This window comes from Novosphingobium sp. Leaf2 (genome assembly GCF_001421325.1).
In the GTDB taxonomy this organism is placed as follows: Bacteria; Pseudomonadota; Alphaproteobacteria; order Sphingomonadales; family Sphingomonadaceae; genus Novosphingobium.
Map to the genome: position 1 here is coordinate 21,925 of NZ_LMJY01000003.1, position 26,413 is coordinate 48,337.

Below are 26,413 nucleotides of genomic sequence, written 5' to 3' on the forward strand. Positions count from 1 at the left end.
CGCGGAACCCGTCCGGTAAGCGCGCGTTGATGGCAGCGTATTCACAGCATCTGCAAAGGCCGCCCGCATGACCACCAATTCCGCTTCCGCCCGCTACGAAGGTCTTGGCAAGGATGGGAAAGGGGCCATCACCACGCGTTCGGGCGTATTGTCCGACCAGCCCTACGGCTTCAACACCCGCTTCGAGGGCAAGCCCGGCACCAACCCCGAGGAACTGATCGCCGCAGCCCATGCGGCCTGCTTCACGATGGCCACTAGCTTCGCGCTCGCCGCCGCCGGTCACGCCGACGGGACACTGGACACCAAGTGTACCGTCACGCTGGACAAGGACGGCGACGGGTTCACGGTCAGCAAGTCGGCCCTCATCCTGACCGGTGCGATCCCCGGCATCTCCGCAGAAGAGTTTTCCCGGATCGCTGACGAGGCAAAGGCTGGCTGCCCCATCTCCAAGCTGTTCAACTGCGAAATCACTCTCGAAAAAACGCTGTCGGCGTAAACGTTCAGGCCTGCGTGCGCGGGTGGCGATCCGTCCACCCGCACCCCCGGCGCGTTTCGGCACCGACCTGCAGCGTGACGACATACGGATAGCGGGTGTTGGACATGCCATCGCTGCACGGCGCCGGCGTAACCGCCAGCGTTATCGCGCCTTTGGCAAGGCTGCCGCTGAAAGACACCCCGCCCCTGCCGGCGAAGCGCGTGACCGGCACCGTCTCGCCAGCCTGATTGTCGATGGTCGTGTAGGTCAGCCCGGCAGGACCGACGCGGCCGCTCCAGAACGGCTCGGTCCCGGTAAAGTTTACTGTCTCGGTAGCCGCGATGCCGCTCCAAGGGTGGTGATCTTTCGCATCGCCCGGCACACGCTCGGCAGCGGAATGGCATGCTGCAATAGCGAAGAAGGCGATAGGGGCAATGCGGGAAACGAGAGGGCTCATGGCTGGACAGTAGCTTTCGGCCACACGAGTCACAAGTGTGGTCGCAAGAGGACGATTTCTGCATCTTGCGTACGCTGACACCGTTCAAAACCTCCCATTATTGCCAGTGCAAAGCCTTTTCTCTGCATACTCCGGGCGTCAAAAGGCCCGTGTTTCCAAGCACTGAGGATGCGGTTGCATGAAATGCAACATGTGGTTCGCCCTTTGAAATTGCGATCAGTCTCCGAAACCAGCATTTGCTGCAGCGCACAAGATCACATGTTCCGGGGCAATCTCACCGGGCTCTTCAACAAGGATGTTGCCATGTTCAAGACCATTCTCGCGACTGCCGCTGTCACTTTCGCAGTTGTCCCCGCGCTCGCGCAGGCCGATGAGGCACGCCAGTTCTCGCATGAGGGCACCACATATGCCTACTCTGCGGAGCAGAAGGGCAAGACCACGGTCATCAGCGGCAACTCATCGCAGGGCGCGCCTTTCCGCCTGTACGTAACTGATGGCCAGGTTCGTGGCACATACAACGGCCAGCGCGTTTCGTTCACGACTGCCGAAGCCGCCAAGCTCAACCTTATCAAGTAACTCGATCATACCGATCGCGCGCTCGCGGTCGTTCGGGCACTCTCCTCTCCCAACGTCCGGATAGCTGCTGATGCGCCGGCCAAGGCACCGTTCCCTTTCATGGGGACGGTGCCTTTTTCGTTTCCGGTGCGTTATTCAGCCATCTGACAGCCCGGTGCCTCCAAGGGGCAGGCTGTTGCCGGCAGGATGAAAAGACGATGGCCGCAGGTAAATTTCTGGTGGTGCTGCTGGCTGGAGCCGGCGTGGCGGGCGCCCTGTTCGCAGGGCTTAACTCGCGGGCCATGCGCCCTTATCATGACGCCGTGATGCAACGCGACCTTGCTGCGCCTCTGCCCGTCACCAACGGCCTCGGTAGCGACAATGCGGTCCCCGCAGACAACGGCTGGACCAGCGACACCGCCGCGGGCCCGCAAGGGCCCGGTTGGCAAGGCGAAGGCGCATACTGGCGACAGGGTCCGTCCGGCCAATCCCTCCCTTACGACTATGCCCCCGCCGACGGTGGATATGCCCGCGAGGATACGATGCCGCGTGATGGCGATCTTGCGCCGGATGAGGGATACGGCCCGCAGGATCGTGGCGATGCCTATGCCGACGACGACGCGCGCCGCGACGGGCAGCAGGATGCCTGGTCCGGTCGGCAGGACGATGCGATGGCGGCGGCTGACGATGCAGAACGCGCAGCGCAGGATGTGAGGGCCGCCGAAGGAGCGACCATGTCGGAAAACGGCAGACGGCAGGACGGTCGCCCGCGCGGCACCTAATGGAAATCGCGCGACCGTGGCAGGATCCGTACATTGCGGGGATGGCCGCGCGAAGTAGGCCGGTCCGGATCGTAGACCGGGTTGCGTACCACGTCGCTGCGTAGCGGCTCGGGCTTCAAGGCGGGCGGCGCGGACAGGCGCGAGAGCGCTTCGCTGGCATCGGTTACGACATCGACCATCAGGTGGACAACGCCTTCCTTGCTGCGCTGGACAGTTCCGTCCACCACCATCAGCCGTGCCGCCATCACCGCGCGGCGCTGTTTTTCGAAATCGCGGGCCCACAGCAGCGCGTTGACCACGCCGGTTTCGTCCTCCAGCGTGATGAAGATCGCGTTGCCCTTGCCGGGCCGCTGCCGGATCAGCACCACGCCCGCCACCCGCACTTTAGTGCCATCGCACGCGGCTTCCACCTGCGCGCATGTCCGTGCACCCGCTTGGGTGAAATGATCGCGCAGGAACTGCATCGGGTGGCCTTTCAAGGACAGGCGCTGGGTCTGGTAATCGGCCACCACTTCTTCCGAAGCTGCCATCGCGGGCAGCTTGGCTGCAGGTTCGCTGGCCAGTTCCGGCGCATCCAGCGCGGCGAACAGCGGCAACTGTACCGAGGGCACCCGCCGCGCCTCCCACCCGGCATCGCGGCGCGCCAGCCCCAGCGAGCCAAGCGCGTCCGCATCGGCAAGCAGGCGCAGGGCACGCGCGGGCAGTTCCGCACGGCGGGCCGCATCCTCCAGCCCGGTTATCGGGGCCACAGTGCGGGCGCGATCGAGCGCCTCGGCCCAGTCCTTTTTGAAACCGCCGATCTGTCGCAGGCCAAGGCGCAGTATATGCTCTCCCTCCAGCGTATTGTCCCAATTGCTTTGGGAAATATCGATGGGCCGCACCTCCACGCCGTGCGCCCGCGCATCCGCCACCAGTTGCGCGGGCGCGTAAAAGCCCATCGGCTGGCTGTTGAGCAGTGCGCACGTGAATGCGGCCGGGTAATGGCACTTCAGCCAGGACGACACATAGGCCAGCCACGCGAAGGCCTGCGCGTGGCTTTCGGGAAAGCCGTATTCCCCGAAACCCTCGATCTGGTCGAAGCATCCCACGGCAAATTCTTCCGGATAGCCACGCGCGACCATGCCGCTCACGAACTTGTCCCGATGCTGATGAATGGTGCCGTTGCGCCGGAACGTCGCCATCGAGCGGCGCAGGCGATCGGCCTCGTCCGGCGCGAACTTCGCAGCCACGATGGCCAGCCGCATAGCCTGTTCCTGGAACAGCGGCACGCCCAGGGTCTTATGGAGCAGGTCGTACATTTCGCCGGGCGGCCCGGGATAAACCACCTTTTCCTCCCCGTTGCGGCGGCGCAGGTAAGGGTGGACCATGCCGCCCTGGATCGGGCCGGGCCGCACGATCGCCACCTGGATGACCAAGTCGTAGAGTTCCTTGGGCTTCATGCGCGGCAGCATCGCGATCTGGGCGCGGCTTTCCACCTGGAACGTGCCGATACTGTCGCCCTTGCGCAGCATGGCGTACGTCTCGTCATCCTCACGCGGCACGCTGGCCAGCGCCAGGTCGGCAAGGCTGTGATCGCGCAGCAGATCGAAGCTCTTGCGGATCGCGGTCAACATGCCCAGCGCCAGGATATCCACCTTCATCAGCCCCAGCGCGTCCAGATCGTCCTTGTCCCATTCGATGAAGGTGCGATCCTGCATCGCACCGTTGTGGATCGGCACCATCTCGTCCAGCCGGCCTTCGCTCAGCACGAACCCGCCGACGTGCTGGGACAAGTGCCGGGGGTATTCCAGCAGCCGCGTCACCATGTCGCGCAGCCGTTCGAGCTGGGGGTTGGCGGGGTCGAAACCGGCTTCGGCCACCCGGCTTTCGGGCAGTTCATCGCCGCCCCAGCTGCCCCATACGGTGCCGGACAATCGCGCGGTCACATCCTCGCTCATGCCCAGCGCCTTGCCCACTTCGCGAATGGCGCTGCGCTGGCGATACCGGATGACGGTGGCCGCGATCCCGGCCCGGTCCCGGCCATAGCGCCGGTAGATATACTGCATCACCTCCTCGCGCCGCTCATGCTCGAAATCGACGTCGATGTCGGGCGGCTCGTCACGCTCGGTGGACAGGAAGCGGGTGAACAACAGCTTCTGTTCCACCGGGTCGATCGGCGTGATGCCCAGGAAATAGCACACCAGCGAATTGGCCGCGCTGCCCCGGCCTTGGCACAGGATCGGCGGGTCCAGCGTGCGGGCATGGCGCACGATGTCATGCACGGTCAGGAAATAGTACGCATAGTTCTTCTTGCCGATCAGCGCGAATTCTTCGGCCAGGACGGCGCGATACTGCTCCGGCAACCCTTGCGGAAAATACGTGCGTGCGCCTTCGTGCACCAGGTGCTCCAGCCAGGCCTGCGGGGCCCATCCTTCCGGCACCGGCTCGTGCGGATATTCATAGCGCAAATCGTCCAGCGTGAAGGCGATGCACGCCAGCAGGTCCTGCGTTGCCGCCAGCGCCTGCGGGCAGGCCCGGAACAGGCGCGCCATTTCCGCAGGGGCCTTGAGGTGGCGTTCGGCATTGGCGGCCAGCCGCCGACCGGCGGACTGCACCGTCAGACCTTCGCGAATGCAGGTCAGCACATCCAGCATCGGCCGGTCCTCGGGCACGGCATACAGCACGTCGTTGGTGGCGATCAGCGGCACCCCCGCGCTTTCGCTCAACGCCATGCGGGCATTCAGACGGCGCGCGTCGCGCCCCGCGCGCGGCATCGTGGCGGCAAGCCACAAGCGCGGAGCGGCACCGCGCAAGGTTTCCAGCAGTTGCACATCGCCGTCCATCGCGATCAGCGCCAGGTCCTGCGCGTGATCGATCAGGTCCGCCAGATACAGCGTGCACCCACCCTTCGCCGCGCGCAGATTGCCAAGCGTCAGCAGCCGCGTCAGCCGCCCCCAGCCCGCGCGGGTCATTGGATACGCAACGATGTCAGGCGTGCCGTCGGCAAATACCAGCCGCGCGCCCACGATCAGGCGCAGGCCGCTTTTGCCGTCGCCGATCTGCTTCCAGGCGGCATGGGCGCGCACCACGCCGGCCACCGTGTTGCGATCGGCGATGCCAAGGCCGGTCATGCCCAGCGCATGCGCATACGCCACCATGTCCGGCCCCGGAGATGCGCCGCGCAGGAAGCTGAAGTTGGTGGCGGCAACCAGTTCGGCGAACGGCGGCGCGCTCATGCGAACAGACCGTGCAGATACCAGCGCGGGTCCGGCTTTTCCGTGAACAGGCCGTGTCGGAAAATCCAGTAGCGCCGCCCCAGTGCATCCTCGATGCGATAGTAGTCGCGCGTCTCGCCGGCGTGGCCCGGTACATGCCCGCCGCGCCGGCGCCACCATTCGGCGCCAATACGCTCCGGCCCCTCCGCCAGCCGCACCTCATGCAGGCGGCCCCGCCAGCGGAAACGCTGCGGCGGACTGTCCGGCACGCCGGCGATCACGTCCACCGGCTGCGGCGGATCGAGCAGCAGCAGCGGGCGCGGCGGGCGATCGTCCGGCGCGGGCCAGGGCGGAACCCGCTCCGTTGCGGCCGGCACCAGCGCCTGCGCGCGTTCGGGCAAGTGCCGGTCGCAGAAGGCAAGGCGCTGCACCCGCTCCTGCCCCAGCCGCACGCCCAGCCGATCAACCAGCGCGGCCAGGGTATCGGCCTGCCCTTCCCGGTGGCCTTCCAGCATGATCTGGCGGGAGGGCAAATGCTCCACGCGCAGCACCGCCAGCGCAATCGCATCGAACCCGAAACCGGGATCTAGCGGGTCGGACAAGGTATCGATCCGCTCTCGCAGCAGGCGCATTACCGCTGCGGGTTCGCGCACGGGCTGGCCGGTATCCACCGCCAGCCGCCGCCGCACGTTATCACTGCGGTAAAGCACCACCAGGAACCGCCGCCCGCCAAGCTGGCGCTCCTCCATGCGCTGCGATGCCTGCGCCAGCAGCTCCTCGATCACGTCCAGCGCATCGTCCGTGCGGGCCAGCGGTTCGGGAAAGCGGGTTTCCAGCCGGATCGGCTCTGCCGGGCGCAGCGGGGTGATCGGGCTGCCTGCTTCGCCCAGAATGGCGCGCAAGCGTGAAACCGCCACCTCTCCAAAGCGCGCTGCCAGCCCCGCCATCGGTCGCGCGGCCAGATCCCCCAGCGTGGCAAGCCCGGCGCGGCGCAGACCGGCCTGCCCGTCCGCGTCCAGTTCGAGCGCGGCGACCGGCAGAGCGCGCACATCGCGAACATCGGCCCCGAAGCGGGCGAGCGCACGGGCGGCGGCGGCATTGTCGGCCAGCGCGGTGCGCACAGTATAGCCCGCCAGCGTGCGAACGGCATCCACCAGCGCCCGCTCCCCGCCGAACAGGTGCGCGCAGCCGGTAATGTCCAGCACCAGCCCGTCAGGCGGATCGAGCGCGACGAGCGGGGTGAACGCGATCATCGCGCCAGCCAGCCGTTCCAGTTCCCGCGTGACGCGCAGCGGATCATGGCGCGCGGTGGCAAGATCGGGACATCGCGCCCGAGCATCGGCAAGCGTCATGCCCGCGCACAAGCCCAGCGCCGCCGCCTGCCCGTTGACCGCCGCCAGCCGCAAGGCCTGCCCGTCCCGCGCGACCAGCGCCTGCGGGGCCGGGCCTTCAGGCAGTACGCCGCAGCGGCGCGCGCTCTCGCACGGCAGGAAGCACAGCCACAGCGCCAGATGGCGGCGCGGGCCTTTCGGCTTCGCTAACGACGAGTTCTTCAAGGGGGGCGGGGCGGAAAACGCCATGCTCCTCACTCCATTCCAGTCTCCAGCATTGGCCGGCAGGTCCACCCCGCCGGCGCGTCAGTTCCACGCGCAGCGCGGGATGCCCCGGCGCATGACCATCAAGCGGGACGGACGGCGCGCTGGCGACCGTCCAGCGGGTGTGCGCGGCGCTGGCGCAGGGATCGGCATCGCCGCGCAGCAGCACCACCGGAATGCCAGAGCGTTCAGCGGCCAGGATCAGGCGGCGGCTGGACACCAGATCGTATTCGCGCAAGTTGCCCCAGCTTTCCATCAGCACCGCCCCCAGCCCCCCTTCGCGAGCGGCATCGAGCCCGGCGCGCAGCATTCCGGCATCGTCTTTGGCATCCACGATCACCAGCCGTGCAGGATCCAGCCCCAGGTTCAGCCACCCTTCCCCGCAAGGCGGCATCACGACAGACCCGGCACGTGCCTTGTCCTTGCGCACCCGCAGCAGCAGCAATGGGCGCGGCGCCTGCGCCTCAACCGCAACCAGCGCGAAGAAAAGCGCCGACGCCCAGTCATCGGCACTGGCGTGCACTTCGTGCAGCTGCCCTCTGGCAAGCCGGGGGAGCGAGGCCAGCGGCGGATCTTGGGCGCTGCCCGGCGTCGGCACCGGAGCGTTGAAATGGAACATGGGAACATGGCCTCGAATCGGAGATATGTTCTTATTATGTTCCATCTTTCTCCTACAAGTCCACCCTTGCCGTAAACTTATGTGGGCTTGAGGGTAAAGCGTTCCACCTCGTCCGCCGCCCGCGCGACAGGATCGAGTCCGGGAAAGCAGGGCATGCCATCTACGTCCCACGCAATGCCTTCGATCGCATAAGCCATGCGATCGCGTTGCCATGAAAGGTAGGACGCATGGCCGGCAAAGGCGCGCACGATGGCGGCAACCGGATCGGCATCCGGCGCGATCACCTCGCCAAAGCGCCACATCGCGTAGTCCTCGCTGCCTTGCCAATCCACGCCGTGCGCATTCACGAACAGGCAGGGGCGCGGACGGACCAGAAATTCGTAGACCTGGCTGCTGACGTCGCCAACGTAAAGATCGGCCCCCAGCGTGTAGGTCATGTCGCTGGAGCGCGGCGAGCCCAGGTCGATCATCACCTGCCCCGGCACCGCCAGGGCTTCCCACACCGCGCGCTGAGCGTCGGACCAGCCGCGCGCCAGCCGCACATGCGGGGCGACCACGAGGTTCCAGCGGCCATCGCGCACCACCGCCTCCACCAGCTTTTGCCCGAAGGCAGCGAGGGAGGAATGCGCCTGTGCGAAATGCGGATTGTACAGGATCGTGGGACGATCGTTGGCGAACAGCGCGGAGCGCGTGGGCGCCGTGGAAAGGATCGTGGCCAGCTTCACCGGCCCGGTCACTACGCAGGCCTGCGGCTTTACGAACCCGCTGGCGACCAAGCGATCGCGGTCCTTGCGTCCGGCCACCAGCACCCGGTCGAACACCATGAAGCGCTTTTCAAAGCCCACCGCCCGGTCCCCTGCGCCGTGCGGGATATGCACGATCGGCGGGCAACCGGGCACGATCCGGCGCAGCAGCGTGGAGGTGCGTTCCGCGCACAGGATCGCCCCGGCCCGGCACAGCCGCCGCGCCCACACCAGCAGCCGCGCCGTCTTGTCGATGCGGCCGGGCAGCACGACCCCGCCGGGCAGACGCATCACCACTACCTGCGGGATCGGCCCGGACCAGCCCTGCTGCATCTGCACGCGCGCCTCATCGGCCTCCGCCGGGCTGCATACGAACACGCTGACGCTGCCGGGCCGCCGGGCTTCCAGTTCGCGCGCCACCGGCAGGATATGCGCGAACTGGTGCGCCCCGCCGATCGCGAGCACATGCACGCGCCCCTGCGAACCGGGCTCGGCCCTCACCGTGACGGGGTGACCCCGTGGCGATCGAGAAAGTCGAAGATCGTGTTCCACACGTGGACGCTGATCTTGGGTCCGCGCACCGCATGGGTTTGCCCCGGATAGAACATCATCTCGAACGGCTTGCCCTCGCCCTGCAGCTTGGCGGCCAGCGCGGTGCTGTTTTCGAACACCACGTTATCGTCCGCCATGCCGTGGAGCAGCAGCAGCGGGTCGGCGATTTTGCCGGTTTCCTGCAACGTATCGGCCTTGCGGTAAGCGTCCGGCACCTGCCGGGGATCGCCCATGTAGCGTTCGGTGTAATGGGTGTCGTAAAGCTCCCACTTGGTCACCGGCGCGCCGGCGATGCCTGCGGCATAGAGCCCCTGATTGGCCTCCAGCATCTTGAGCGTCATGTACCCGCCGTAGGACCAGCCGTAGATCGCGATCTTGGCGGGATCGACGAAATCCAGCGTCTTGAGATACTGCGCGCCGGCGCGCTGGTCCGCCACTTCCACCGTGCCCATCGCTTGCCGGATCTGCGATTCGAACGCCACCCCGCGATTGGCGCTGCCGCGCCCGTCGATCGCGAAATAGACATAGCCCTTGGCAACGATGGCCTGCGCCAGTGCGCCCTTCCAGCCGCGCGTCACGGTCTGCACGTGCGGGCCGCCGTAATGCTCGAAGAACACCGGGTAGCGGTTGCCGGCCACCAGCGGCGGGGTGATCATCATCCAGTGCAGGTCAGAGCCGTCCTGCGCCTTGATCGTGCCGAACGTGGTGGGCCGGTGCGATGCCTCATACGGCGCATAGGGATGCGCGCCGTCCAGTGCGTTCTCCTCCACCCAGGCCAGCCGCTTGCCCGTCTCGTCCGCGATGTAGGTTTGTGCAGGCTGGGTGGTGGACGAGCGGGTGACGATCACCGTGGCGCCATCGCGGCTGGCCGACACGGTGTTGGACCAGTCCGCCTCGGTCAGCCGCTTTGGCTCGCCGGGTGTGTCCAGGCCGATGGCGTAAAGCTGCGGGGCCAGCACATCGTCGCGCGTGCCGGTGAACAGTACGCGGCCCTTGGCCTCGTCCACTGACACCAGCTTGGTCACCACCCACGCGCCTTTGGTCAGTTGCCGCCACTGACCGTCCTTGAAACGATACAAGTGGCCGAACCCGTCCCGCTCGGACCACCAGATGAGGCTGCCGTCCTTCAGGAAGCGATAATTGTCGGTCAAGTTTATCCAGCTTTTGGGCGCGGCGGTTTCAGTAAACAGCACCTTCGACGCGCCGGTCTGCGGGTCCACCGTCAGCATGTCGAGCCGGGTCTGCGCCCGGTCCTCGCGCTGGACGAACAGCGTGCGCCCATCGCGCGACCAGTTGACGCGGGCGAGGTAGATGTCCGGGTCCGGCCCCAGATCCACCGCGACCCGGCCCGTGCCATCGGGCTTCATCACGTGGAGCGAGACCAGCACGTTGGGCGTGCCGGCGGCGGGATAGCGCTGCTCGTACGTGCGCGTGCCATCCGCCCCGATCGCCGCGCGGGTGACGACGCCGACGGGCGCTTCGTCATAGCGTTCCACCGCGATGCGGGCATCGTCTGGCGACCACCAGTACCCATCCATGCGGTCCATTTCTTCCTGCGCCACGAACTCCGCCTCGCCCCAGTGGACGGTGGCGGCGGTTTCCGGCGGGGTGATCGCGGGCTGGTCCTTGTCCGCCAGCGGCCCCACGTGCAGCCGCCCTTCGCGCACGAACGACACGTAGCGCCCCTTGGGGCTGAGCGCGGCGTTCAGTTCGTCCTGCGGCGAATCCGTCAGGCGGCGGACCGAACCGTCCAGCCCGGCCAGGTACAGATCGCCGTCCAGCGGCACCAGGATCGCCTTGCTGTCCTCGGTCCAGTCATACGACACGATGCCCTTGAGGCTGCCGATGCGCTGGCGTTCGCGCTGCATCTTTTCCGCCTCGCTGAGCGTGCGGTTGGACCCGACCTTGAGCGAATCCACCAGCATCCGCCATTTGCCGCTGGTGCGATCGAACGCCCACAGATCGTAGCGATCCCGGTCATCGCTGCGGTTGCGCAGCAGCGTGATGAACCGCCCGTCCGGCGAAACCTTCACCCCGCGCGGCTGCGGCCCGTCAAGCGAGGGGCTGGCAAAAACACGGTCGAAGGTCAGCGCGGGGGCGGGATCAGGCATCAGGGCAGCGCTCCGGGAAGGGGCAGTAAAGGCAGGCGCGGCAAGAGAGGCGCTGGCCGCAATCAGGCACACGCACGACAGGAGGATTCGCTTCATGGAGCCACCTCTAATCGGTGGTGGGCAAAGTGCAAAGTCGGCGGTGGGGAGGATCGTGAGTGCCGAGAGCGGAATGTCGGGTTTCGGGCATCCTACCCGAAATAACTTCCATTCCCGACAGTAAACCGGGACTGACGGCCGCCCGCTTTCCGTTTCGTTCGTATAAAACTGGGCGAATACAGCCGCCGTCAATTTTAGCGGCTGCTATCAAGCTGATTATGCTTCACTTTCTTTGTCGTCATCAGCATCCGGCACAACAGCTGGCTTCGGTCGCTTCATTGACAACGCACCTGCTGCACCAGAAACGGCCGTTGCCGCCAAGCCGCGAACTTGATCCGCAAAGTTTGGGATTTGTTGGAATGCCTGTTTCACCACTTCAGATGAAAGGGCTTCTTGTAGTGGGCTGCTATGAGTTGCAGAATCTACCAAACGAAGCGGCTCTTCATCCAATCGGTCTAACGCGGATGCTAGTAATCTAGCCTCCAGATCAACATCAATCCGTGCTGCTTCTCGCCTATACCCTTCATACGCTCGAGAAATTGAAGCTTTGAACGCATAGTCCTCCGCCAAGCGGAATTGCTGACCAACTTGCTTCGTTGCCAGCCAAGCGAACCAGATAGGCGCACCTATCGAAAGGACTGACATCGCAATACTTAAAACTATTGGTCCGGTCTGCGCTTGTTCACCGCCAAGCAATTGAGAAAGTGACTCCAATCGTGATCCGCCGAGGAAGCCCGCGACACCTAAGGCCACAATCAATCCAAATACCCAGAGACCCATAGCAAAGGTTAGCGACTTTGATCGTTCAGAAAAAGCGCGTGCCAAGCCAACACTGGTCGCCGCAGAGTATGCGGATTGGCAATTTTCTAGAACTCCTTTAGCTTCGTCAGAAATTACCTTAAGCGCGGCCTGAAGCTCTTCAGATTTTTCGCGCGCAATTTGTGCTCGCCCGTGGTCCTTCGCCGCTTCTTGCCCGAGCTTGGCAATTTGTGATCGCTGTTCTGTCAGAGCTTCCAGATCTGTGGGCAAGCGGTCTGCAGCGACATATGCCTTTTGAATGTCCGAAACCATCGACGACACTTGCGTCAAATTCGGCTCCAGCGAATTTAACGTTGCGTTCGCTGCCCGCACCCTCCGACGTATTGCATTGAGATCTTCGGTGATTTGGTGTCGCGGGTCGGTCTTTAGAAAAATTTCCAAGTCTCGGCGAACCATAAACATGGTAAGCAAGAACGCTTGGACGCCCGCAGCAGTATTCCCCCAGATGTTTGGTACTGTGGAATCTTCCAGGAACTTTAACCGCGTAATTATTTTTTCGATTTTGTCAGCCGCGTCAGTATCAAGTGAATCGCTGCCATCTCCTCGGCGATCAATGACGGCTATCACATCTTCGACAGCCGCATCCAGATCAGCCCAAGAGACAGATGGTGCCGACCAACCACCTTGGGTTGTAAAAGCTTCATCGTTCGGGATCGCCTTATCCAGCGCCCCCTTAAGGCTGATTAAACGATCTTTTAATTCGATGATTTTTTCGTTCACAAGCTACGTCCCCCACAATAAAATTCGACCTGTATTTATTTAGTTGCATTCGACGCGTCGAGATCCTGCGAAATAAAAATCGACGCGCATGTTGGATGCTAATTATCCTACAGCGCGAAGATATGTGGACAGTGGATGGCCCAGCCACAGTTTGAATGACGGCTTCTGAGTGCGATAGCATTGCTCTTGAACGGCGGGAATTGGCGCAAGCTGGTTATTGCGCCTATCCAAGCTCGCTCCGTGAATCACCACCCACCCCCTCACAACAACGACAATTGCCCATCCGGACGCCGCCGCGCTTCCTCCTCACCGCGCTCCAGGGCGGAGAGGGTGAGGCCCATCAGGCGGACGGGTTGGGGTAGGGGCAGCAGGTCTTCCAGCAGGGCGTGGCCGATCGCGGCAAACTCTGCCTTGCCGCTGACGAAGTGCGGGAGCGAGCGGGCGCGGGTCAGGGTCTGGAAATCGGCGTAGCGCAGTTTGAGCGTGACCGTGCGGCCCCGTGCCTGTGCGCGCTCGATGCGGTCCCACACGATGTCGACGATGGTCTCCATCGTCTCGCGCAGCACGGCGGGGGCCTCTATGTTTTCGAAGAACGTACGCTCGCCGCCCACCGATTTGCGCGGGCGGTCCGCGCGCACCTGCCGCAGGTCGACGCCGCGCGCGGCGCGGTAGAGGTATTCGGCGAAGCTGCCGAAATGGGCGCGCAGGAACGCCAGATCCCTGGCCGCCAGATCGGCGCCGGTTTCGATGCCCAGCCGGGTCATCTTCTCCGCCCCGCGCGGCCCGATGCCGTGAAACCGGCGCACCGGCAGCGACGCGGCGAAGGCGGCGCCCTGCCCCGGCCTGATGACGCACAGGCCATCGGGCTTGTTCTGATCGCTGGCCAGCTTGGCGAGAAACTTGTTGTAGGACACGCCCGCGCTGGCGGTCAGCTGCGTTTGCGCCTGGATGCGCCGGCGGATCTCCTGCGCGATCCGGGTGGCCGAGCCGATGCCCCTGATATCGGCGGTCACATCCAGATACGCCTCGTCCAGCGACAGCGGCTCGACATGGGGGGTGTAGTCCAGAAAGATCGCGCGGATCTGCTGGCTGACTTCGCGGTACACATCGAAGCGGGGCTTGCGGAACACCAGGTCCGGGCACAGCCGCAAGGCGCGGCCTGACGGCATGGCCGAACGCACGCCGAAGCGCCGCGCCTCGTAACTGGCGGCCGCCACAACCCCGCGCCCGGACGATCCGCCCACCGCCACCGGCAGACCTTTAAGCGCCGGATCGTCCCGCTGTTCGACGCTGGCGTAGAAGGCGTCCATATCGACATGGATGATCTTGCGCAGGCCGCCGGCTTCGTCATCCGTGTCGAAATCGTCGTCGCCCATGACGCTTCATATCTCTGCGTGATGAGATAATCACGCGATTGGTGGCATTTAGGGTGGCAAAAGCCAAGCGAAACCGGCATGCGCTGGGCCATGCCAGCTACCCCCACCAAGCCGGACGCTTTCCCCTTAGGAGAATTCGAGTTCGTGGCCATGATGGCCTCCTTCCAGGCGCTTCAGGCGCTCGGGATCGATGTCATGCTGCCCGCGCTGGGGGCCATATCGCGCGATCTTCGGCTGGAAGATCCTAATGCCCGCCAGCTCATCATTGGCGTTTTCCTGCTGTGCGCCGGCCTGGGGTCGCTGTTTCCCGGCGCGATTGCGGACCGTTTCGGTCGCCGCCGCGTGGTGCTGTTCGCGATCGCGGCGTACATGCTGCTTTCCATCGTCTGCGCGATTTCGGCCAGCTTCGTGCTGCTGCTGGTGGCGCGCGGGGTGATGGGTGCGGTTACCTCGGCGATGATGGTGATGCCCATGACCATCGTGCGCGACCGTTTCGAGGGCGACCGCATGGCCAAGACCCAGTCGCTTATCGCGATGACCTTCATGGTCGTGCCGATGATCGCACCGATGCTGGGCCAATCGGTGCTGCTGTTTGCCGGATGGCGGTGGATATTCGGCATCATGGGCGGTCTGGCGATGGTGGTGTTCGTGTGGGCATGGATGCGCTTGCCGGAAACCTTGCATCCGGCCTTCCGCCAATCCATCAACTTAAAGGTCATCGCCGGCAACATGGCGCTCGCCGTGCGAGAGCGCGCGTCGCTGGGCTACATTCTTGGCGCCGCCTTCATTCAGGGCGCACTGTTTGGCTACATCAACAGCGCTCAGCAACTTGTTGGCGAGCATTTTGGCGCCGGGGAAGCGTTTCCGATCATCTTCGGCGGGATGGCTTTGGTGATGGCGTGCACCAATTTCGCCAATTCACGCATCGTCGAACGGTTTGGCGCGCGCCGCGTATCGCAAGCCGCCTTGCTGACGTACGTTGCGGTGGCAACTACACACTTCGTATTCACGACGCAGGGCGAAAGCCTGTGGGCGTTCGTGCCGTTGATGACGATATCAATGTGCATGATGAGTTTCATCGGCTCGAATTTCCAGGCCATTTCCCTACAGCCGTTTAGCCGAACGGCGGGCGCCGCTGCCTCCGTCTCGGCGTTCGTGCGGATGGTCGTCGGTGCGGGGCTTGGGGTGATCATCGGTCACGCCTATGATGGCACGCCGCGACCGATGGTTGCCGCAATGATCGCAGGTGGCGTCATCGCGCTGGGTCTGGTGATGTACTCAGAACACGGCAAACTTTTTCGACGGCTACATTCAGCCGAATACTACCGCAACGCGCCCCCGCCCATCGGGCACTAGGGGCGCATTGCGGCGCATTCAGACCCTGCGGCCGCGGAACAGCTGAACCAGGCCGACCACGATCGCCACGACCAGCAGCACGTGGATCAGCGCGCTGGAAACATGGAATACGACGAAGCCCAGCAGCCACAGCACGAGCAGGATGGCGGCAATAGTGAACAGCATGGCGATATCTCCCAGATAATGTGCATGGGACAACGCCAGCTACGCGGATTTGTTGCTGCGGTGTAAAATCCAGCGCGACGATTGTTCAGACCGGTCACACGGGCCGTGCCGCCGCAGCCATGCTGGCCAGTTCCCGCCGCGATGGCGCAGGCTTTCCGGCGGTTGGCGGGACGCCGCAAGCGTCGGCAAAAGCAAGCGCAACGAGCCGCAGCTTTTCGCCGCCGCTCACGCTGACGCGATGATCCCATGCGTGTGCGCCCCGCTGCTCCACCTTGCGCGCGATACCGCCATAGATGCGCGCAGCAGACAGCACCGCCCAGCGCTGCCGAAACGCCAGCTGGGCCGCGCCGATGCGCGCCGAGGCTTCGTATTCGCGGGCCATCGCGCAGGCACGGGCGACCAGTGGCACCAGCGCCCGGCGATAATGCGGCTTGGTCACTTCGCCGGGGGGAATGTCGGCTTCGGCCAGCCATTCCTGCGGCAGATAGCAGCGCCCGTTGGCATCATCCTCCCACACATCGCGCACGATGTTGGCCAGCTGGAAGGCAAGGCCAAGATCGCACGCCCGGTCCAGCGTATCATCATCCGTGGCAGGCACGCCCATCACGGCAGCCATCATCACGCCCACCGCGCCGGCCACATGATAGCAGTAGCGCAACATGTCCGCTTCCGTGCGGGGCCGCCAATCCGCGGCATCAAGGGCGAAACCGGCGATCACGTCTTCCACCATGGCGGGCGTGATCGGCGTTTCGCGCATCAACTGGCCTAAGGCGTCGAACGCGGGCCAGCCGGTATCCTCTCCGGCGATCGCCAGTTCGCTCAAGGTGCGGATGGTGGCGAGCCGGGATTCGGGATCGGCGCCTGCCAGCGCGCCGGGCGCCTCGCCCCAGTCTCCCCCATGATCCTGATCGTCAGCGATGTCATCGCACGCGCGGCACCAGGCATAGAGCAGCCACACCCGCTCGCGCGTGGTGCGCTCGAACAGCCGGCTGGCGGCGGCAAAGCTTTTGGAACCCTTGGCGATGGATCGGCGCGCGGCTTCGACCAAAGCGGCCCGGCTTCGATCGCCGCCATCGGGTGCCGGCGCAGATGGCAGGCTGTCAGGCACCGGCACCCCTCACAGCGTCTTCGGGTCCATGTTCACGATCGGCACGATCGGCTGATGCGCACGCATGCGATCAAGCAGCGGATCGAGAGTGTCTTCAGCCATCAGTATCCCCTGATGGGCAGGCCGCACGAAGCCGACCTCGGCCATGTGACGGTTGAATTCCAGCAGCCCGTCGTAGAATCCGAAGGCGTTCAGCACCCCCACCGGCTTATTGTGATAGCCCAGCTGCGCCCAGCTGACCGCTTCCCACAACTCGTCCATGGTGCCAACGCCGCCTGGCAGGACCAGAAAACCATCAGACAATTCGGTGAAACGGGCCTTGCGTTCGTGCATGGTCTGCACAATTTCCAGTTCGCATTCGTAATTGGCCACTTCGCCGCCCTTGCCATTGCGCCCGACCAGCGCTTCGGGAATGACGCCGATGCATTCGCCGCCCGCCGCCAGCGCCGCGCCGGCGATGGCGCCCATCAGTCCCAGCCGGCCACCGCCGTAGACGACACCGATGCCCTGCCGCGCAAGGGCAGTGCCCACATCGCGGGCAAGGTCTACGTAACGCGGATCAGCTGGGGTGGCGGAGCCGCAATAGACGGCAAGGCGCTTCATATCAGTTCTCGACCTTCAGATTGATCGGCGCGCCGTCCGGCAGGTCGTGGACCTGCCGGGCGATGTCGCCGGTAAGATAGATAAGCCGGACCAAATCGATCCGGATCAGGTTTTCCGACGCATAGTCTCCAGCGACCAGCGCCTGCGGGGTGAGGCTATAGACCTCGCCCATCGCCACCGGCCCCAGCCGCTTCACGCCCGCATCCACAAGCGCATCGGCACGCCACAGCGCCTGGGTGAGCGGCTGGGCCATATGCGCCTGCGCCGCCTGTTCGTCGCCAAGCAGGGTCACCGTACCAAGGTCGGGGTCCACATAATGGAAGGCGCCGGCCCGATCGATCACCAGCAGGTGGCCCATCAGGCTGTGCGCCACGACCTCGGCAAAGTCCACGCCGGTCCATCCCCACGCTGCGTTGAGGGCATGAACCGGGAGCGTCACCGCAGGTCTTCCAGCATCAGCTTGGCGGTGGCCTTCGCGCTGCCGACCACGCCGGGAATGCCCGCTCCCGGATGCGTGCCCGCACCTACCAGATACAGGTTCTTGAGCTTATCATCGCGGTTATGCCCACGGAAGAACGCGCTTTGCGTCAGCAACGGCTCCAGGCTGAAGGCGTTGCCCTTCCAGGCCCCCAGATCGGTCACGAAATCCGGCGGGGCGTAGTGGAATTTCGTCACGATCCGGTCTTCGATGTCGGGGATCAGGCGGCGGCCCACTTCAGCGATCACGCGCTGTTCCAGCACCGGGCCAACCTCGGCCCAGTCGATCGGCAGCTTGCCCATGTGGGATACCGGTACCAGCGCGTAGAACGTGCTTTTGCCGGCCGGCGCCATCGACGGGTCGGTGACGGTGGGGTGATGCAGGTAGATCGAGAAATCGCGCGGCAACACGCCGGTTTCGAAAATGTCGTCCAGCAGACCCTTGTAGCGCGGGCCGAACAGGATGGTGTGGTGGGGAATGCCCGGCCACGTGCCTTCAAGCCCGAAGTGGACAACGAACAGACTGGGCGAGAACTTCTTCTTGGCCAGCCGCTTGGCCATCTGCTTGCCGCGCACGGTATCGCCCAGCAGGTTGGCGTACGTGTGCATGATGTCGCCGTTGGACGCGACGGCGTCGAACCGCTCACGCCAGCCGCTTTCGCATTCCACCTCGGTGGCCTGATCGCCCACGGTGTGGATCTTGCGCACCTTGTCGCCTACGCGCACCGTGCCGCCCAGCCGCTCGAACAGGGTTGCCATGCCCTTGGCAAGGTTGTTGGTGCCACCCTTGGTCCACCAGACGCCGCCATCCTTTTCCAGCTTGTGGATCAGGGCATAGATCGCGCTGGTCTTCATCGGATTGCCGCCGACCAGCAGCGTGTGGAACGAGAGCGCCTGGCGCAAATGCTCGTTCTTCACATAATGCGACACCATCGAGTAAACGGAGCGCCACGCCTGGTAGCGAGCCAGCGCGGGCGCTGCCTTCACCATGCTGGCAAAGTCCAGGAACGATTCATGGCCCAGCTTGACGTAGCCTTCCTGCCATACCCCGGCGGAGTAGCGCAGGAATTCCTCGTAACCGGCAAGGTCGTCCGGGGCGACGCGCTGGATCTCGCGCCGCAGCGCCCCTTCGTCGTTGCCATAATCGAAGATGACGCCGTCGGTCCAGTTGAGGCGGTAGAACGGCGACACCGGCATCAGCGTCACGTCCTGGGCAATGTCCTGGCCTGACAAGCCCCACAATTCGCGCAGGCAATCCGGGTCAGTGACGACGGTGGGGCCGGCATCGAACAAAAACCCGTCACGCTCCCACTGATAGGCGCGGCCACCCACTTTCTCGCGGGCTTCGACCAGGGTGGTGGCGATGCCGGCGCTTTGCAATCGCACGGCCAAGGCCAGGCCGCCGAAGCCGGCGCCGATGACACAGGCTTTTTTCATGAAACGGCTCCAAGGTCAGCTAAAGGACGGCCACGACCGGCAAGGCTTGCCAGTGCCGCGCTTATGGGAACGGGGGGCTTGCCGGCCAGCACGCGGGCCATGTCAAGCGCGGTAGAATGCCCGGCGTAAAAACGCTCGATCAGGCCTGCGGGCAGCGCATAGAAGCGCGCCAGCATGCGCCAGCGATCCGGTCCTTCGGAGGCGCCGAAAAGCATCTTGCTCAACATGCGATAGAAGCGCCCTTGGCGCCAGTGCCGTTCGGCCCAGTCATGACTTGTCCTTGATAGGGCATCGCCCCTCAGCGTGTCGAGTGTGGTCAGATGCATCGCGAATTCGACTGCATCGGGTATCGAATAGGACGTCATGGGATGCATCAGCCCGGCCCGTACGCCGGCGCGCGGCAAATCGCCACCGGCTTTCCAGAATGCAGCGAAATCCCCATCGGCGATTACGGGCAGAACGCCCGTTTCTTCATACGTAATCTCGTCGATCGACCATCCCGCACCTGCCGCATAATCCGCGATGCGGGTGCGCAGGGCCGCGACATCGAGTTCGGGAGTGTCGGAATAATACGTGTCCTCCACAAAGACGTCGGTTGCGGAGAACGGAAGGCAATAGACGAAGCGATAACCGTCCAGCTGTTCAACCGTTGCATCCATCACCACGGGCTGCGTCAATCCATGCGGTGTGGCGGTGCGCAGGGTCTGGCCGACGAACTTCTGCCAGCCACCGGACAGGCACGGGAGGCCATACGCCCCGCGGGTATCCAGCACGGCGCGCGCGCGGTGGCGGGTGCCGTCCGCCAGCGTCACGCCCTCCGCATCCGCGCTTGCCACCGTAATGCCGCTGACAATCCGGTCTGCGGGCAGCGCAGCGCGCACCGCGGCGTCGAGCCGAGCCCCGTTCGCGCTGCTGTAGGGGGTCGGCAGGCTGCGCGACAGGCCGGGGAAACGCACGTCGTACCCCTCCCACCGATGCGCGATCAGCGGTTCCACCAGTTCCGGCCCGCCCGCTGGAAGATCGCTGGCGAAAAACGACCAGACGTGATGGCCACCAAGGCGCGCGCCCTGCTCGAATATCCTGACGTCCAACTCTGGCCGATGCGCCGCAAGCGCGAGCGCGACCAGGCCGCCGGCAAGGCCGCCACCCAGAATTGCCAGGTCGCAAGGTGGCGGATCGCCGGGTACGTCGTGCATCACAATCCTGTCTAGGCGCTGCGCGCGATTGCCGCAACTTGGCAGCGCGCGCAGTTTGCTGCATGCTTGTGACGATGACAGGGCAACTCACCATTGGCGACGCCGCGTTAGGGGATGCGGCGCAGATCGCCGGCATCTACGCGCACTATGTGCTGGAAAGCACCGCGACGTTCGAATCCGACCCGCCGGACGACGCCGAGATCGCGCGCCGGCTTGGTGAACTGACCGCCGCGGGTTACCCTTATCTGGTGACGCGTGACGACACGGGCCGCATCGTCGCGTTCGGCTTTGCCCAGCGCTACGGACCGCGCATCGGCTATCGCTACAGCGTGGAAACCACGATCTACGTGCATCCCGATAGCGTGGGCCGGGGCATCGGCAGCCGCCTGCTGCAAGCGCTGCTCACTGAATGCGAGACGCGCGGCTTCCGTCAGGCCTTCGCGGTCATCGCGGCGTCCGAACCGGCTTCGGTAATCCTGCACGCCCGGGCCGGCTTCCTGCCGGTGGGGACGCTTGCCGGCGCGGGATGGAAGCACGGCCAGTGGATTGACGTGTTCCTGATGCAACGCAAGCTGGGCGAAGGCTCCGATACCCTGCCTGAACAGAAAAACTGCGCATAAATCGTCGGCATTTGCGCCTGATTTAAGGTGTCACAAAAAAGGCACGCAAGTCCAGTAATCGCGCAACACAAGCACTACCCGCTTTGGTAGAATGCAACCAGAACGGGATACACGCATTTTCGCCCCCAGGTTCATCAGGGGTTTTTCATGTTTTCACGCCTTGCTATCGGTCTGCTCGCGTCCGCGACTTTTTTGGCTGTCGTTCCAGCATTTGCGCAGGATGCGCCCGAGAAAAATATCCTGGATGGCGACAATCTGACAGTCGGCATTGGGGCGGCCTACGTGCCCAGCTATCGCGGTTCGGACGATTACGTGCTTACGCCGGTGCCGCTGGTTCGCGGCAAGTTCAAGGGCGTTGATATCAACGCGCGCGTGGCCGGCGTGGCGCTGGACTTCATTCCCGATAACCGCGATTCGGGCATCGGCTTCTCGCTTGGCCCGGTCGTCACCTATTCCGGCAACCGCGCACGCCGCATCAAGGACCCGGTGGTCGCCGCCGCCGGTAAGCTAAACCCCGCCGTAGAGGTTGGCTTCACTGCGGGCGTCACTGCATACCACCTGCTCAATCCTTACGATGCGCTGACGCTGTCCGCCGATACCAAGTGGGACGTCGCCAACGCGTACAAGGGCATGACCGTCAATCCGGCGGTCAGCTACACGACGCCGCTGAGCAAGGCCATCATCGCCGTGGCAGCGGTCAGCGCGCGGCACGTCGACGGCAAGTTCGCGCGCTATTATTACTCGGTCACGCCGCTGCAAAGCGCCGCCAGCGGCCTGCCTACGTATAACGGGAAGAGCGGGTGGGACAGCGTCAACACGTCGCTGCTCATGTCCTACGACCTGTCGGGCGATGTGCGCGATGGCGGAATGTCGGTATTTGGCGTGGCGAACTATTCGCGCATGCTCAATTCCGCCAAGGACACGCCGTTCACTTCGATCCGGGGTGATGCCAACCAGTGGATCTTCGGCGCAGGTATCGCCTACACCTTCTGAACCTTTCGCATTCAGATAGTTTCATCCGCCGCCGCGACGATCGCCTGCAGCGCCCTGACATGGGCGGCAAAGGCCTTGTGTCCGGCGGCAGTGAAAGTGGCCCAGGTGCGCTGCCGGCCATCCAGCGCGCCCTTGGTCAGCTTTACATAGCCGGCGTCCACCAGCGCCGACAAGTGCTTTGACAGCACCGAGTCCGACACTTGCGTAATCTCTCTCAAGCGCGCGAACTCCGCCTTGGAGGTTCGCGCCAGCACGGCGGCGACCTGCAGCCGGGCGGGAGGATGCAGCACCATGTCGATCGCACCCGCACTCACGGCCGCAAACCCTTACGCAATTCGCGCAGGTAGATGCGCTGGAACACGATGCTGGCGCCGCATGCCAGCACGAACGCACCCCCTGCCAGGCCCAGGCTGGGCACGATACCCAGGCCGTTTTCCCTGACGTGCACTTGCGCGAACACCAGCGCCAGCATCCCGCCCAGCAACGCGAGCGATACCGGCAGTGTCGGCCCGCGCCGGAAACCGTTGACGAACACGCCGGTGCGCCGGCGATCCCAGGCCGCCAACGCCGCCACGCCCCCCATCGCCAGGACGAACAGCGCGGCGTAGATCGGCAACGGCATACCCGCCGCCAGCACCATCATCGCCATGACGACACCGAACGCGGCGTGCCGCCACGGCGGGCAGGCCGCTTCCGACACCTGCGCCAGACCATCGGCTGCCCCTTGTGCCGCCGCCAGGGCTGCACGCGCTTCCTGCTTATCCATTGCCGTCTCCACTCACTTTCCAGATTGGAAAGAGCTAAGCATAACTTTCCATATTGGCAAGTATAAACTTTCCACCTTGGAAAGTCATGCGGCCAGCGCCTGCCTCACCCGTTCGCGAAGCGCGGGCACCACATCTGCTTCGAACCAGGGGTGCTTTTGCATCCACAGCCGGCTGCGCCAAGCGGGGTGCGGCAAGGGGAACAGGCCTGCCGGTGCCACGCGCCACTGGCGCACTGCCTCGGTCAGGTTCGGTGCGAAGCTGCGCGGGAGATACCGTTTTTGCGCATACTGCCCGACCAGCAGGGTGAGCTGCATCTGCGGCATCGCGGCCAACAGCGGCGCATGCCAGCGCGGCGCGCATTCCGGGCGCGGCGGCTTGTCCCCGCCGCTGGCCTTACCCGGATAGCAAAAGCCCGAGGGCATCTGCGCCACCTTGCTCACATCATAGAATGCCGCCTTGTCCAGGCCCAGCCAGCTGCGCAGGCGATCGCCGCTATCGTCGTCCCAGCCGATGCCGCTGGCGTGGACCTTGCTGCCCGGCGCCTGCCCGATGATCAGTAGCCGCGCGGTCGCGCTCGCGGCAACGAACGGGCGCGGTGCGAAGCCCAGCGGGGCTTCGCACAACCGGCAGTCGCGAATGTCGGCCAGCAGGGTATTAAGGGAACACGCCATATACACGCGCAGATGGCGTCACCGTATCCCGCCCGCAAGGCAAAGCCTTACCCACGTTTGCGCCCCGATAGCGCGCGTGGCCCGTCAACTGCGCCGGATCAGCGCCCTCGCCAGCCGGCGGTCCTCAAGCGAATAATACAGCCAGATCACCCCGTCATCGACCACGACGGACGCGGCAAAGGCAATGTCGGTGGCGGTACGATCGTCTACCGGCGGCGGCGTGATCAGCGGTTCGATGCCGCGCGCGACCACGCTGGTGTAATCGGCATTGAACGCGATCCAGCCGATCCGCCAGCGCGCATCGCGGGTGGCGCCGTTGTAGAACATCACCGGTGTGGCCTTGTCCTGGGTCAACAGCGGGCCGGTGGACAAGTGCCAGTCGTCCCAGCTGTCAGTGCGCGGCACGAAGGGGGTGGGCTGCTCGGTCCATGGCCCGGCCACATCCGCGCCGATCGCAAGCCCGACCCGCGATGCCTCGTCCGCCGCATATTCGTAGAACAGCCGCCAGCGCCCGTCCTGCGTCCGGTCGATCGTCGCTTCCTTGGTATTGCCTTCCGACTTCGAGGACGCGAGCGCGACCCCGCTCTTGGTCAGCTTGTCCAGCGCCGGGCCAGTCGCGTAAGACAACTCGCCATGCGCGTGATCGGCCAGAACGCCCGAATAGTAGACGACGTAGCTGCCGTCATCGCGCACGACGACTGTGGGGTCTTCCACCCCGCCGGCATCGTGATCGCCCGGGCCCGGCACGATCGACGGTTCGTCCAGCATGGTGAAATGGCGCCCGTCCGGGCTCCATCCGGCCCAGATCACGCCGGTATCGGTCACCGGCTCTCCGGGTCGCGTCACCGCGCGCACCATGATGCCCCAGCGGCCATCGCGCTCGCGCCAGATGTAGGGGCTCATCAGATCGCGCGCCATCAGCGGCCCCGGTCCCTCCAGAGTGACGGCCTCGATCCGCTTGACGTTGAAATCCAGCGCCAGGTCGTTGCTGGCTACCACATCCTTGCGGTGCGGGTCGGCGCTGGTGGTGTCGGCCCCCATCATGCGCCGATCGCCTGCATCAAGGAAAGCCCGCCATCGATCACCACCCGCGCGCCGGTGATGTAGCGCGCCTTGTCAGAAGCCAGGAACACCGCAAGGTCCGCCACTTCCGCCGGATCGCCCGCGCGGCCCATCGGGATGTTGTGCTCCAGGCTCTGGCGATACTGAGCATCGCGTTGCGCGCGTGCGTTCATCGGGGTCAGGATCATACCCGGCTCGATCGCGTTCACCCGGATACCGCGCGGCGCTTCCTCGATCGCCATCGTCTCCACGAGGTTGCTGAGCCCGCCCTTGGCGGCGCAATAGTCCGCCCCGCCGGCACGCACCGCATAAGCATGGATGGACGAGATGTGGATGATCGCGGCATCGCCCACCGCCTCGCCGCGCCCGGTCAGGAACCGGCGCGAGGTCAGGAACGCACCGGTCAGATCGGTGTCCAGCAAGCGGCGCCATTGCGCCAGCGTCATGGCGCGCACGGTGACGCCTGACATGTTGAGCCCGGCAGAGTTGATCAGCACATCTGCCGGCCCCCACTGGCTTTCGACCTCGGCGAACGCGGCATCCACCGCGCCTTCGTCATCCACATGGGCTTGCACCGTGATGGCCTCGCCGCCACCGGCCCGCACTGCCGCCGCCGATGCCTCGGCCGCCGCGCTATCCGCAAAATACAGAACCGCCACGCGCGCGCGCTGTTCGCCAAACGCCTTCGCGCACGCCGCGCCGATGCCCGATTCCGCGCCCGTCACGATCACTGTCCGGCCTGTCATTCCTGGTATTCCTTGAAGTGTCAGGCGGACGAACGAACTGCGCGCCGTTTGGGTCCGGGTGGTTGCCCGCTATACCTTGTTGCGCCCCATTCAGCGTGGCTCAGGCATCGGGCAGATGGTCGAAATCTATCAGCAACGTTGCAGCAAACGGCGCAGCTCGGCGTTGCAGCGGCATCACTCAGGAGAAACCCATGCGAATTTTCAAGCTTTCCATAGCAGCCGCGCTTCTCGCAGGCTCGCTTGGCATGACCACCGCAGCGACGGCCCAGCCCTACGGCGACCACCGCATGGAGCGCCGGGCCGAACGCCGTGCGGAAATCCGGCATGAGATCCGCCGCGATGAGCGCCGTCACGATCGGCGCCGCTGGGCGCGCCGTCATAACCGTTGCGAAACCATCTGGCGCCACCACCGCCGCGTGCGCGTCTGCCGCTAAATCATACTATGCCCCGGTCGAAAGGCCGGGGCATTTTCCTATCAAGCCAACGCTCGCATCTGCATCAGTGACGACGAATACGGCGCCACAAGCGCTTTGGCGCGATCCCAGCCGCCGCGCAGCCACAGGTCTTGCGCGGCCTGATCAGGTGGCAGAATAACCGGCATCGTATCGCGCCCCTCTGCCCGCAACGCCGCGTTCGCCGCGCACGTCAGCAGCGCGAAAGAGGGCACTTCGCTATCCTTCCATACGGCCGCCATCGCAAAAACCGGCTGATCCGCACAGGCAAACCAGCATTGCCGCCGCTTGCCGTCGGTCGGAGACGCCCGGCCCCAGGCCATGAACGCGCTGGCGGGCACGAGGCAGCGAAACTCGCTGTTGCGCAAGTTGCCGATCCAGAACGGACTGTCGAGATTGCGCACGGTCAGTATGCCGCCGCGCGGCCCGGCCTGAACCGAGGGTGGCGGCGGCACGCCCCACAGACGCGGGATCATCCGGCTTGGCGTTCGATGCTGCGGGCGTGGCCCGGCGATCGCTTCGCGCCCGGCAGTGATCACCGGCGCGAACTGGCCGGGCGCCACGTGGCCACCCTCCCATGGATCGCGCCCCGCCTCGGCCCCGAAACAGCGCGCAACCGCCTGCGCGGGCGCATCCAGGCGATAGAGTATGGGCATGGATCAAGGC

General features: G+C 64.9%; 27 protein-coding genes. 7 read left to right on the top strand and 20 right to left on the bottom strand.

The window, feature by feature from the left end; all coding sequences use genetic code 11:
• Positions 1 to 67: 67 nt before the first annotated feature.
• Positions 68 to 496 carry an OsmC family protein gene (locus ASE49_RS03760; RefSeq protein WP_056768794.1) on the top strand — a complete coding sequence of 143 codons (429 nt, stop codon included), beginning with the start codon at positions 68 to 70 and terminating at the stop codon, positions 494 to 496.
• A 4-nt stretch (positions 497 to 500) separates the two neighbouring features.
• Here ASE49_RS03760 and ASE49_RS03765 read toward each other — a convergent pair whose 3' ends face one another.
• Entirely contained in the window at positions 501 to 932 is a 432-nt protein-coding gene (locus tag ASE49_RS03765) for a COG3650 family protein (protein ID WP_056768795.1), read from the bottom strand.
• Positions 933 to 1,235: 303 nt separating this feature from the next.
• Between ASE49_RS03765 and ASE49_RS03770 the strand changes: the two genes are divergently transcribed.
• Positions 1,236 to 1,508 (top strand): hypothetical protein, encoded by a 273-nt coding sequence (locus ASE49_RS03770; protein WP_056768868.1) that lies wholly within the window; start codon positions 1,236 to 1,238, stop codon positions 1,506 to 1,508.
• Positions 1,509 to 1,705: 197 nt separating this feature from the next.
• Entirely contained in the window at positions 1,706 to 2,269 is a 564-nt protein-coding gene (locus ASE49_RS03775; RefSeq protein ID WP_056768796.1) for a hypothetical protein, read from the top strand.
• Here the strand turns inward: ASE49_RS03775 and ASE49_RS03780 are convergent.
• From ASE49_RS03780 to dinB, 7 genes are all read right to left on the bottom strand, one after another.
• Positions 2,266 to 5,484: an error-prone DNA polymerase gene (locus tag ASE49_RS03780; RefSeq protein ID WP_056768797.1), complete on the bottom strand. Its 3,219-nt coding sequence runs from the start codon at positions 5,482 to 5,484 to the stop codon at positions 2,266 to 2,268. The genes ASE49_RS03775 and ASE49_RS03780 overlap by 4 nt on opposite strands.
• Entirely contained in the window at positions 5,481 to 6,920 is a 1,440-nt protein-coding gene (locus tag ASE49_RS03785) for a Y-family DNA polymerase (protein WP_235522833.1), read from the bottom strand. Before ASE49_RS03785 ends, ASE49_RS03780 begins: the two co-directional genes overlap by 4 nt.
• Positions 6,913 to 7,677, bottom strand: a complete 765-nt coding sequence (locus ASE49_RS18625) for an ImuA family protein (protein ID WP_235522826.1) — start codon at positions 7,675 to 7,677, stop codon at positions 6,913 to 6,915. Before ASE49_RS18625 ends, ASE49_RS03785 begins: the two co-directional genes overlap by 8 nt.
• A 77-nt stretch (positions 7,678 to 7,754) precedes the next feature.
• A complete protein-coding gene (locus ASE49_RS03790; RefSeq protein ID WP_056768799.1) occupies positions 7,755 to 8,921 on the bottom strand; it encodes a hypothetical protein in 1,167 nt (388 codons plus the stop codon).
• Positions 8,918 to 11,179, bottom strand: coding sequence for a S9 family peptidase (locus ASE49_RS03795; protein ID WP_056768800.1), 2,262 nt, complete (start codon positions 11,177 to 11,179; stop codon positions 8,918 to 8,920). The genes ASE49_RS03790 and ASE49_RS03795 overlap by 4 nt, the downstream gene beginning before the upstream one ends.
• 216 nt (positions 11,180 to 11,395) lie before the next feature.
• Positions 11,396 to 12,718 carry a hypothetical protein gene (locus ASE49_RS18080; RefSeq protein WP_156370091.1) on the bottom strand — a complete coding sequence of 441 codons (1,323 nt, stop codon included), beginning with the start codon at positions 12,716 to 12,718 and terminating at the stop codon, positions 11,396 to 11,398.
• A gap of 260 nt (positions 12,719 to 12,978) precedes the next feature.
• The gene (dinB, locus tag ASE49_RS03800) at positions 12,979 to 14,094 is read right to left on the bottom strand and encodes a DNA polymerase IV (protein ID WP_056768801.1); all 1,116 of its coding nucleotides are present in this window, start codon (positions 14,092 to 14,094) and stop codon (positions 12,979 to 12,981) included.
• A 90-nt stretch (positions 14,095 to 14,184) separates the two neighbouring features.
• Between dinB and ASE49_RS03805 the strand changes: the two genes are divergently transcribed.
• The gene (locus tag ASE49_RS03805) at positions 14,185 to 15,450 is read left to right on the top strand and encodes a multidrug effflux MFS transporter (protein ID WP_235522828.1); all 1,266 of its coding nucleotides are present in this window, start codon (positions 14,185 to 14,187) and stop codon (positions 15,448 to 15,450) included.
• An 18-nt stretch (positions 15,451 to 15,468) separates the two neighbouring features.
• Here ASE49_RS03805 and ASE49_RS18085 read toward each other — a convergent pair whose 3' ends face one another.
• The 6 genes from ASE49_RS18085 to crtY all read right to left on the bottom strand — a co-directional run bounded on the left by ASE49_RS18085 (position 15,469) and on the right by crtY (position 20,436).
• Positions 15,469 to 15,615: a lmo0937 family membrane protein gene (locus tag ASE49_RS18085; RefSeq protein ID WP_156370101.1), complete on the bottom strand. Its 147-nt coding sequence runs from the start codon at positions 15,613 to 15,615 to the stop codon at positions 15,469 to 15,471.
• A 94-nt stretch (positions 15,616 to 15,709) separates the two neighbouring features.
• Positions 15,710 to 16,723: a phytoene/squalene synthase family protein gene (locus ASE49_RS03810; RefSeq protein ID WP_235522829.1), complete on the bottom strand. Its 1,014-nt coding sequence runs from the start codon at positions 16,721 to 16,723 to the stop codon at positions 15,710 to 15,712.
• A gap of 9 nt (positions 16,724 to 16,732) precedes the next feature.
• Positions 16,733 to 17,326: a TIGR00730 family Rossman fold protein gene (locus tag ASE49_RS03815; protein ID WP_056768803.1), complete on the bottom strand. Its 594-nt coding sequence runs from the start codon at positions 17,324 to 17,326 to the stop codon at positions 16,733 to 16,735.
• Between the two features lies 1 nt (position 17,327).
• Positions 17,328 to 17,765, bottom strand: coding sequence for a hypothetical protein (locus ASE49_RS03820; RefSeq protein WP_056768804.1), 438 nt, complete (start codon positions 17,763 to 17,765; stop codon positions 17,328 to 17,330).
• Positions 17,762 to 19,240: a phytoene desaturase gene (locus ASE49_RS03825; RefSeq protein ID WP_056768805.1), complete on the bottom strand. Its 1,479-nt coding sequence runs from the start codon at positions 19,238 to 19,240 to the stop codon at positions 17,762 to 17,764. Before ASE49_RS03825 ends, ASE49_RS03820 begins: the two co-directional genes overlap by 4 nt.
• Entirely contained in the window at positions 19,237 to 20,436 is a 1,200-nt protein-coding gene (crtY, locus tag ASE49_RS03830) for a lycopene beta-cyclase CrtY (RefSeq protein ID WP_056768806.1), read from the bottom strand. The genes ASE49_RS03825 and crtY overlap by 4 nt, the downstream gene beginning before the upstream one ends.
• A 74-nt stretch (positions 20,437 to 20,510) precedes the next feature.
• Here crtY and ASE49_RS03835 point away from each other — a divergent pair, with 74 nt between their 5' ends.
• Complete coding sequence (locus tag ASE49_RS03835; RefSeq protein WP_056768870.1) at positions 20,511 to 21,056, top strand: GNAT family N-acetyltransferase; 546 nt, start codon at positions 20,511 to 20,513, stop codon at positions 21,054 to 21,056.
• A gap of 147 nt (positions 21,057 to 21,203) precedes the next feature.
• Entirely contained in the window at positions 21,204 to 22,049 is an 846-nt protein-coding gene (locus tag ASE49_RS03840; RefSeq protein WP_056768807.1) for a MipA/OmpV family protein, read from the top strand.
• Positions 22,050 to 22,060: 11 nt separating this feature from the next.
• Here the strand turns inward: ASE49_RS03840 and ASE49_RS03845 are convergent, their stop codons facing one another.
• The 5 genes from ASE49_RS03845 to ASE49_RS03865 all read right to left on the bottom strand — a co-directional run bounded on the left by ASE49_RS03845 (position 22,061) and on the right by ASE49_RS03865 (position 25,295).
• Positions 22,061 to 22,363 (bottom strand): transcriptional regulator, encoded by a 303-nt coding sequence (locus ASE49_RS03845; protein WP_235522830.1) that lies wholly within the window; start codon positions 22,361 to 22,363, stop codon positions 22,061 to 22,063.
• Entirely contained in the window at positions 22,360 to 22,815 is a 456-nt protein-coding gene (locus tag ASE49_RS03850) for a hypothetical protein (RefSeq protein WP_056768808.1), read from the bottom strand. The genes ASE49_RS03845 and ASE49_RS03850 overlap by 4 nt, the downstream gene beginning before the upstream one ends.
• An 84-nt stretch (positions 22,816 to 22,899) precedes the next feature.
• Complete coding sequence (locus ASE49_RS03855; RefSeq protein ID WP_056768872.1) at positions 22,900 to 23,487, bottom strand: uracil-DNA glycosylase family protein; 588 nt, start codon at positions 23,485 to 23,487, stop codon at positions 22,900 to 22,902.
• Between the two features lie 84 nt (positions 23,488 to 23,571).
• Entirely contained in the window at positions 23,572 to 24,531 is a 960-nt protein-coding gene (locus ASE49_RS03860) for a glycosidase (RefSeq protein WP_156370093.1), read from the bottom strand.
• The gene (locus ASE49_RS03865; protein ID WP_056768809.1) at positions 24,528 to 25,295 is read right to left on the bottom strand and encodes an SDR family NAD(P)-dependent oxidoreductase; all 768 of its coding nucleotides are present in this window, start codon (positions 25,293 to 25,295) and stop codon (positions 24,528 to 24,530) included. The genes ASE49_RS03860 and ASE49_RS03865 overlap by 4 nt, the downstream gene beginning before the upstream one ends.
• Positions 25,296 to 25,486: 191 nt before the next feature.
• Between ASE49_RS03865 and ASE49_RS03870 the strand changes: the two genes are divergently transcribed.
• A complete protein-coding gene (locus tag ASE49_RS03870; protein ID WP_056768810.1) occupies positions 25,487 to 25,729 on the top strand; it encodes a hypothetical protein in 243 nt (80 codons plus the stop codon).
• Positions 25,730 to 25,770: 41 nt separating this feature from the next.
• Here the strand turns inward: ASE49_RS03870 and ASE49_RS03875 are convergent, their stop codons facing one another.
• Positions 25,771 to 26,403 carry an SOS response-associated peptidase family protein gene (locus ASE49_RS03875; protein ID WP_056768811.1) on the bottom strand — a complete coding sequence of 211 codons (633 nt, stop codon included), beginning with the start codon at positions 26,401 to 26,403 and terminating at the stop codon, positions 25,771 to 25,773.
• Positions 26,404 to 26,413 lie beyond the last annotated feature (10 nt).

Bases quoted from the DNA above. Each gene is read 5' to 3' on its own strand.
- ASE49_RS03760 (WP_056768794.1), top strand. From the start codon at position 68: ATGACCACCAATTCCGCTTCCGCCCGCTACGAAGGTCTTGGCAAGGAT.
- ASE49_RS03765 (WP_056768795.1), bottom strand. From the start codon at position 932: ATGAGCCCTCTCGTTTCCCGCATTGCCCCTATCGCCTTCTTCGCTATT.
- ASE49_RS03770 (WP_056768868.1), top strand. From the start codon at position 1,236: ATGTTCAAGACCATTCTCGCGACTGCCGCTGTCACTTTCGCAGTTGTC.
- ASE49_RS03775 (WP_056768796.1), top strand. From the start codon at position 1,706: ATGGCCGCAGGTAAATTTCTGGTGGTGCTGCTGGCTGGAGCCGGCGTG.
- ASE49_RS03780 (WP_056768797.1), bottom strand. From the start codon at position 5,484: ATGAGCGCGCCGCCGTTCGCCGAACTGGTTGCCGCCACCAACTTCAGC.
- ASE49_RS18625 (WP_235522826.1), bottom strand. From the start codon at position 7,677: ATGTTCCATTTCAACGCTCCGGTGCCGACGCCGGGCAGCGCCCAAGAT.
- ASE49_RS03795 (WP_056768800.1), bottom strand. From the start codon at position 11,179: ATGAAGCGAATCCTCCTGTCGTGCGTGTGCCTGATTGCGGCCAGCGCC.
- dinB (WP_056768801.1), bottom strand. From the start codon at position 14,094: ATGGGCGACGACGATTTCGACACGGATGACGAAGCCGGCGGCCTGCGC.
- ASE49_RS03805 (WP_235522828.1), top strand. From the start codon at position 14,185: ATGCCAGCTACCCCCACCAAGCCGGACGCTTTCCCCTTAGGAGAATTC.
- ASE49_RS18085 (WP_156370101.1), bottom strand. From the start codon at position 15,615: ATGCTGTTCACTATTGCCGCCATCCTGCTCGTGCTGTGGCTGCTGGGC.
- ASE49_RS03815 (WP_056768803.1), bottom strand. From the start codon at position 17,326: ATGAAGCGCCTTGCCGTCTATTGCGGCTCCGCCACCCCAGCTGATCCG.
- ASE49_RS03825 (WP_056768805.1), bottom strand. From the start codon at position 19,240: ATGAAAAAAGCCTGTGTCATCGGCGCCGGCTTCGGCGGCCTGGCCTTG.
- crtY (WP_056768806.1), bottom strand. From the start codon at position 20,436: ATGCACGACGTACCCGGCGATCCGCCACCTTGCGACCTGGCAATTCTG.
- ASE49_RS03835 (WP_056768870.1), top strand. From the start codon at position 20,511: ATGACAGGGCAACTCACCATTGGCGACGCCGCGTTAGGGGATGCGGCG.
- ASE49_RS03840 (WP_056768807.1), top strand. From the start codon at position 21,204: ATGTTTTCACGCCTTGCTATCGGTCTGCTCGCGTCCGCGACTTTTTTG.
- ASE49_RS03850 (WP_056768808.1), bottom strand. From the start codon at position 22,815: ATGGATAAGCAGGAAGCGCGTGCAGCCCTGGCGGCGGCACAAGGGGCA.
- ASE49_RS03855 (WP_056768872.1), bottom strand. From the start codon at position 23,487: ATGGCGTGTTCCCTTAATACCCTGCTGGCCGACATTCGCGACTGCCGG.
- ASE49_RS03860 (WP_156370093.1), bottom strand. From the start codon at position 24,531: ATGATGGGGGCCGACACCACCAGCGCCGACCCGCACCGCAAGGATGTG.
- ASE49_RS03865 (WP_056768809.1), bottom strand. From the start codon at position 25,295: ATGACAGGCCGGACAGTGATCGTGACGGGCGCGGAATCGGGCATCGGC.
- ASE49_RS03870 (WP_056768810.1), top strand. From the start codon at position 25,487: ATGCGAATTTTCAAGCTTTCCATAGCAGCCGCGCTTCTCGCAGGCTCG.
- ASE49_RS03875 (WP_056768811.1), bottom strand. From the start codon at position 26,403: ATGCCCATACTCTATCGCCTGGATGCGCCCGCGCAGGCGGTTGCGCGC.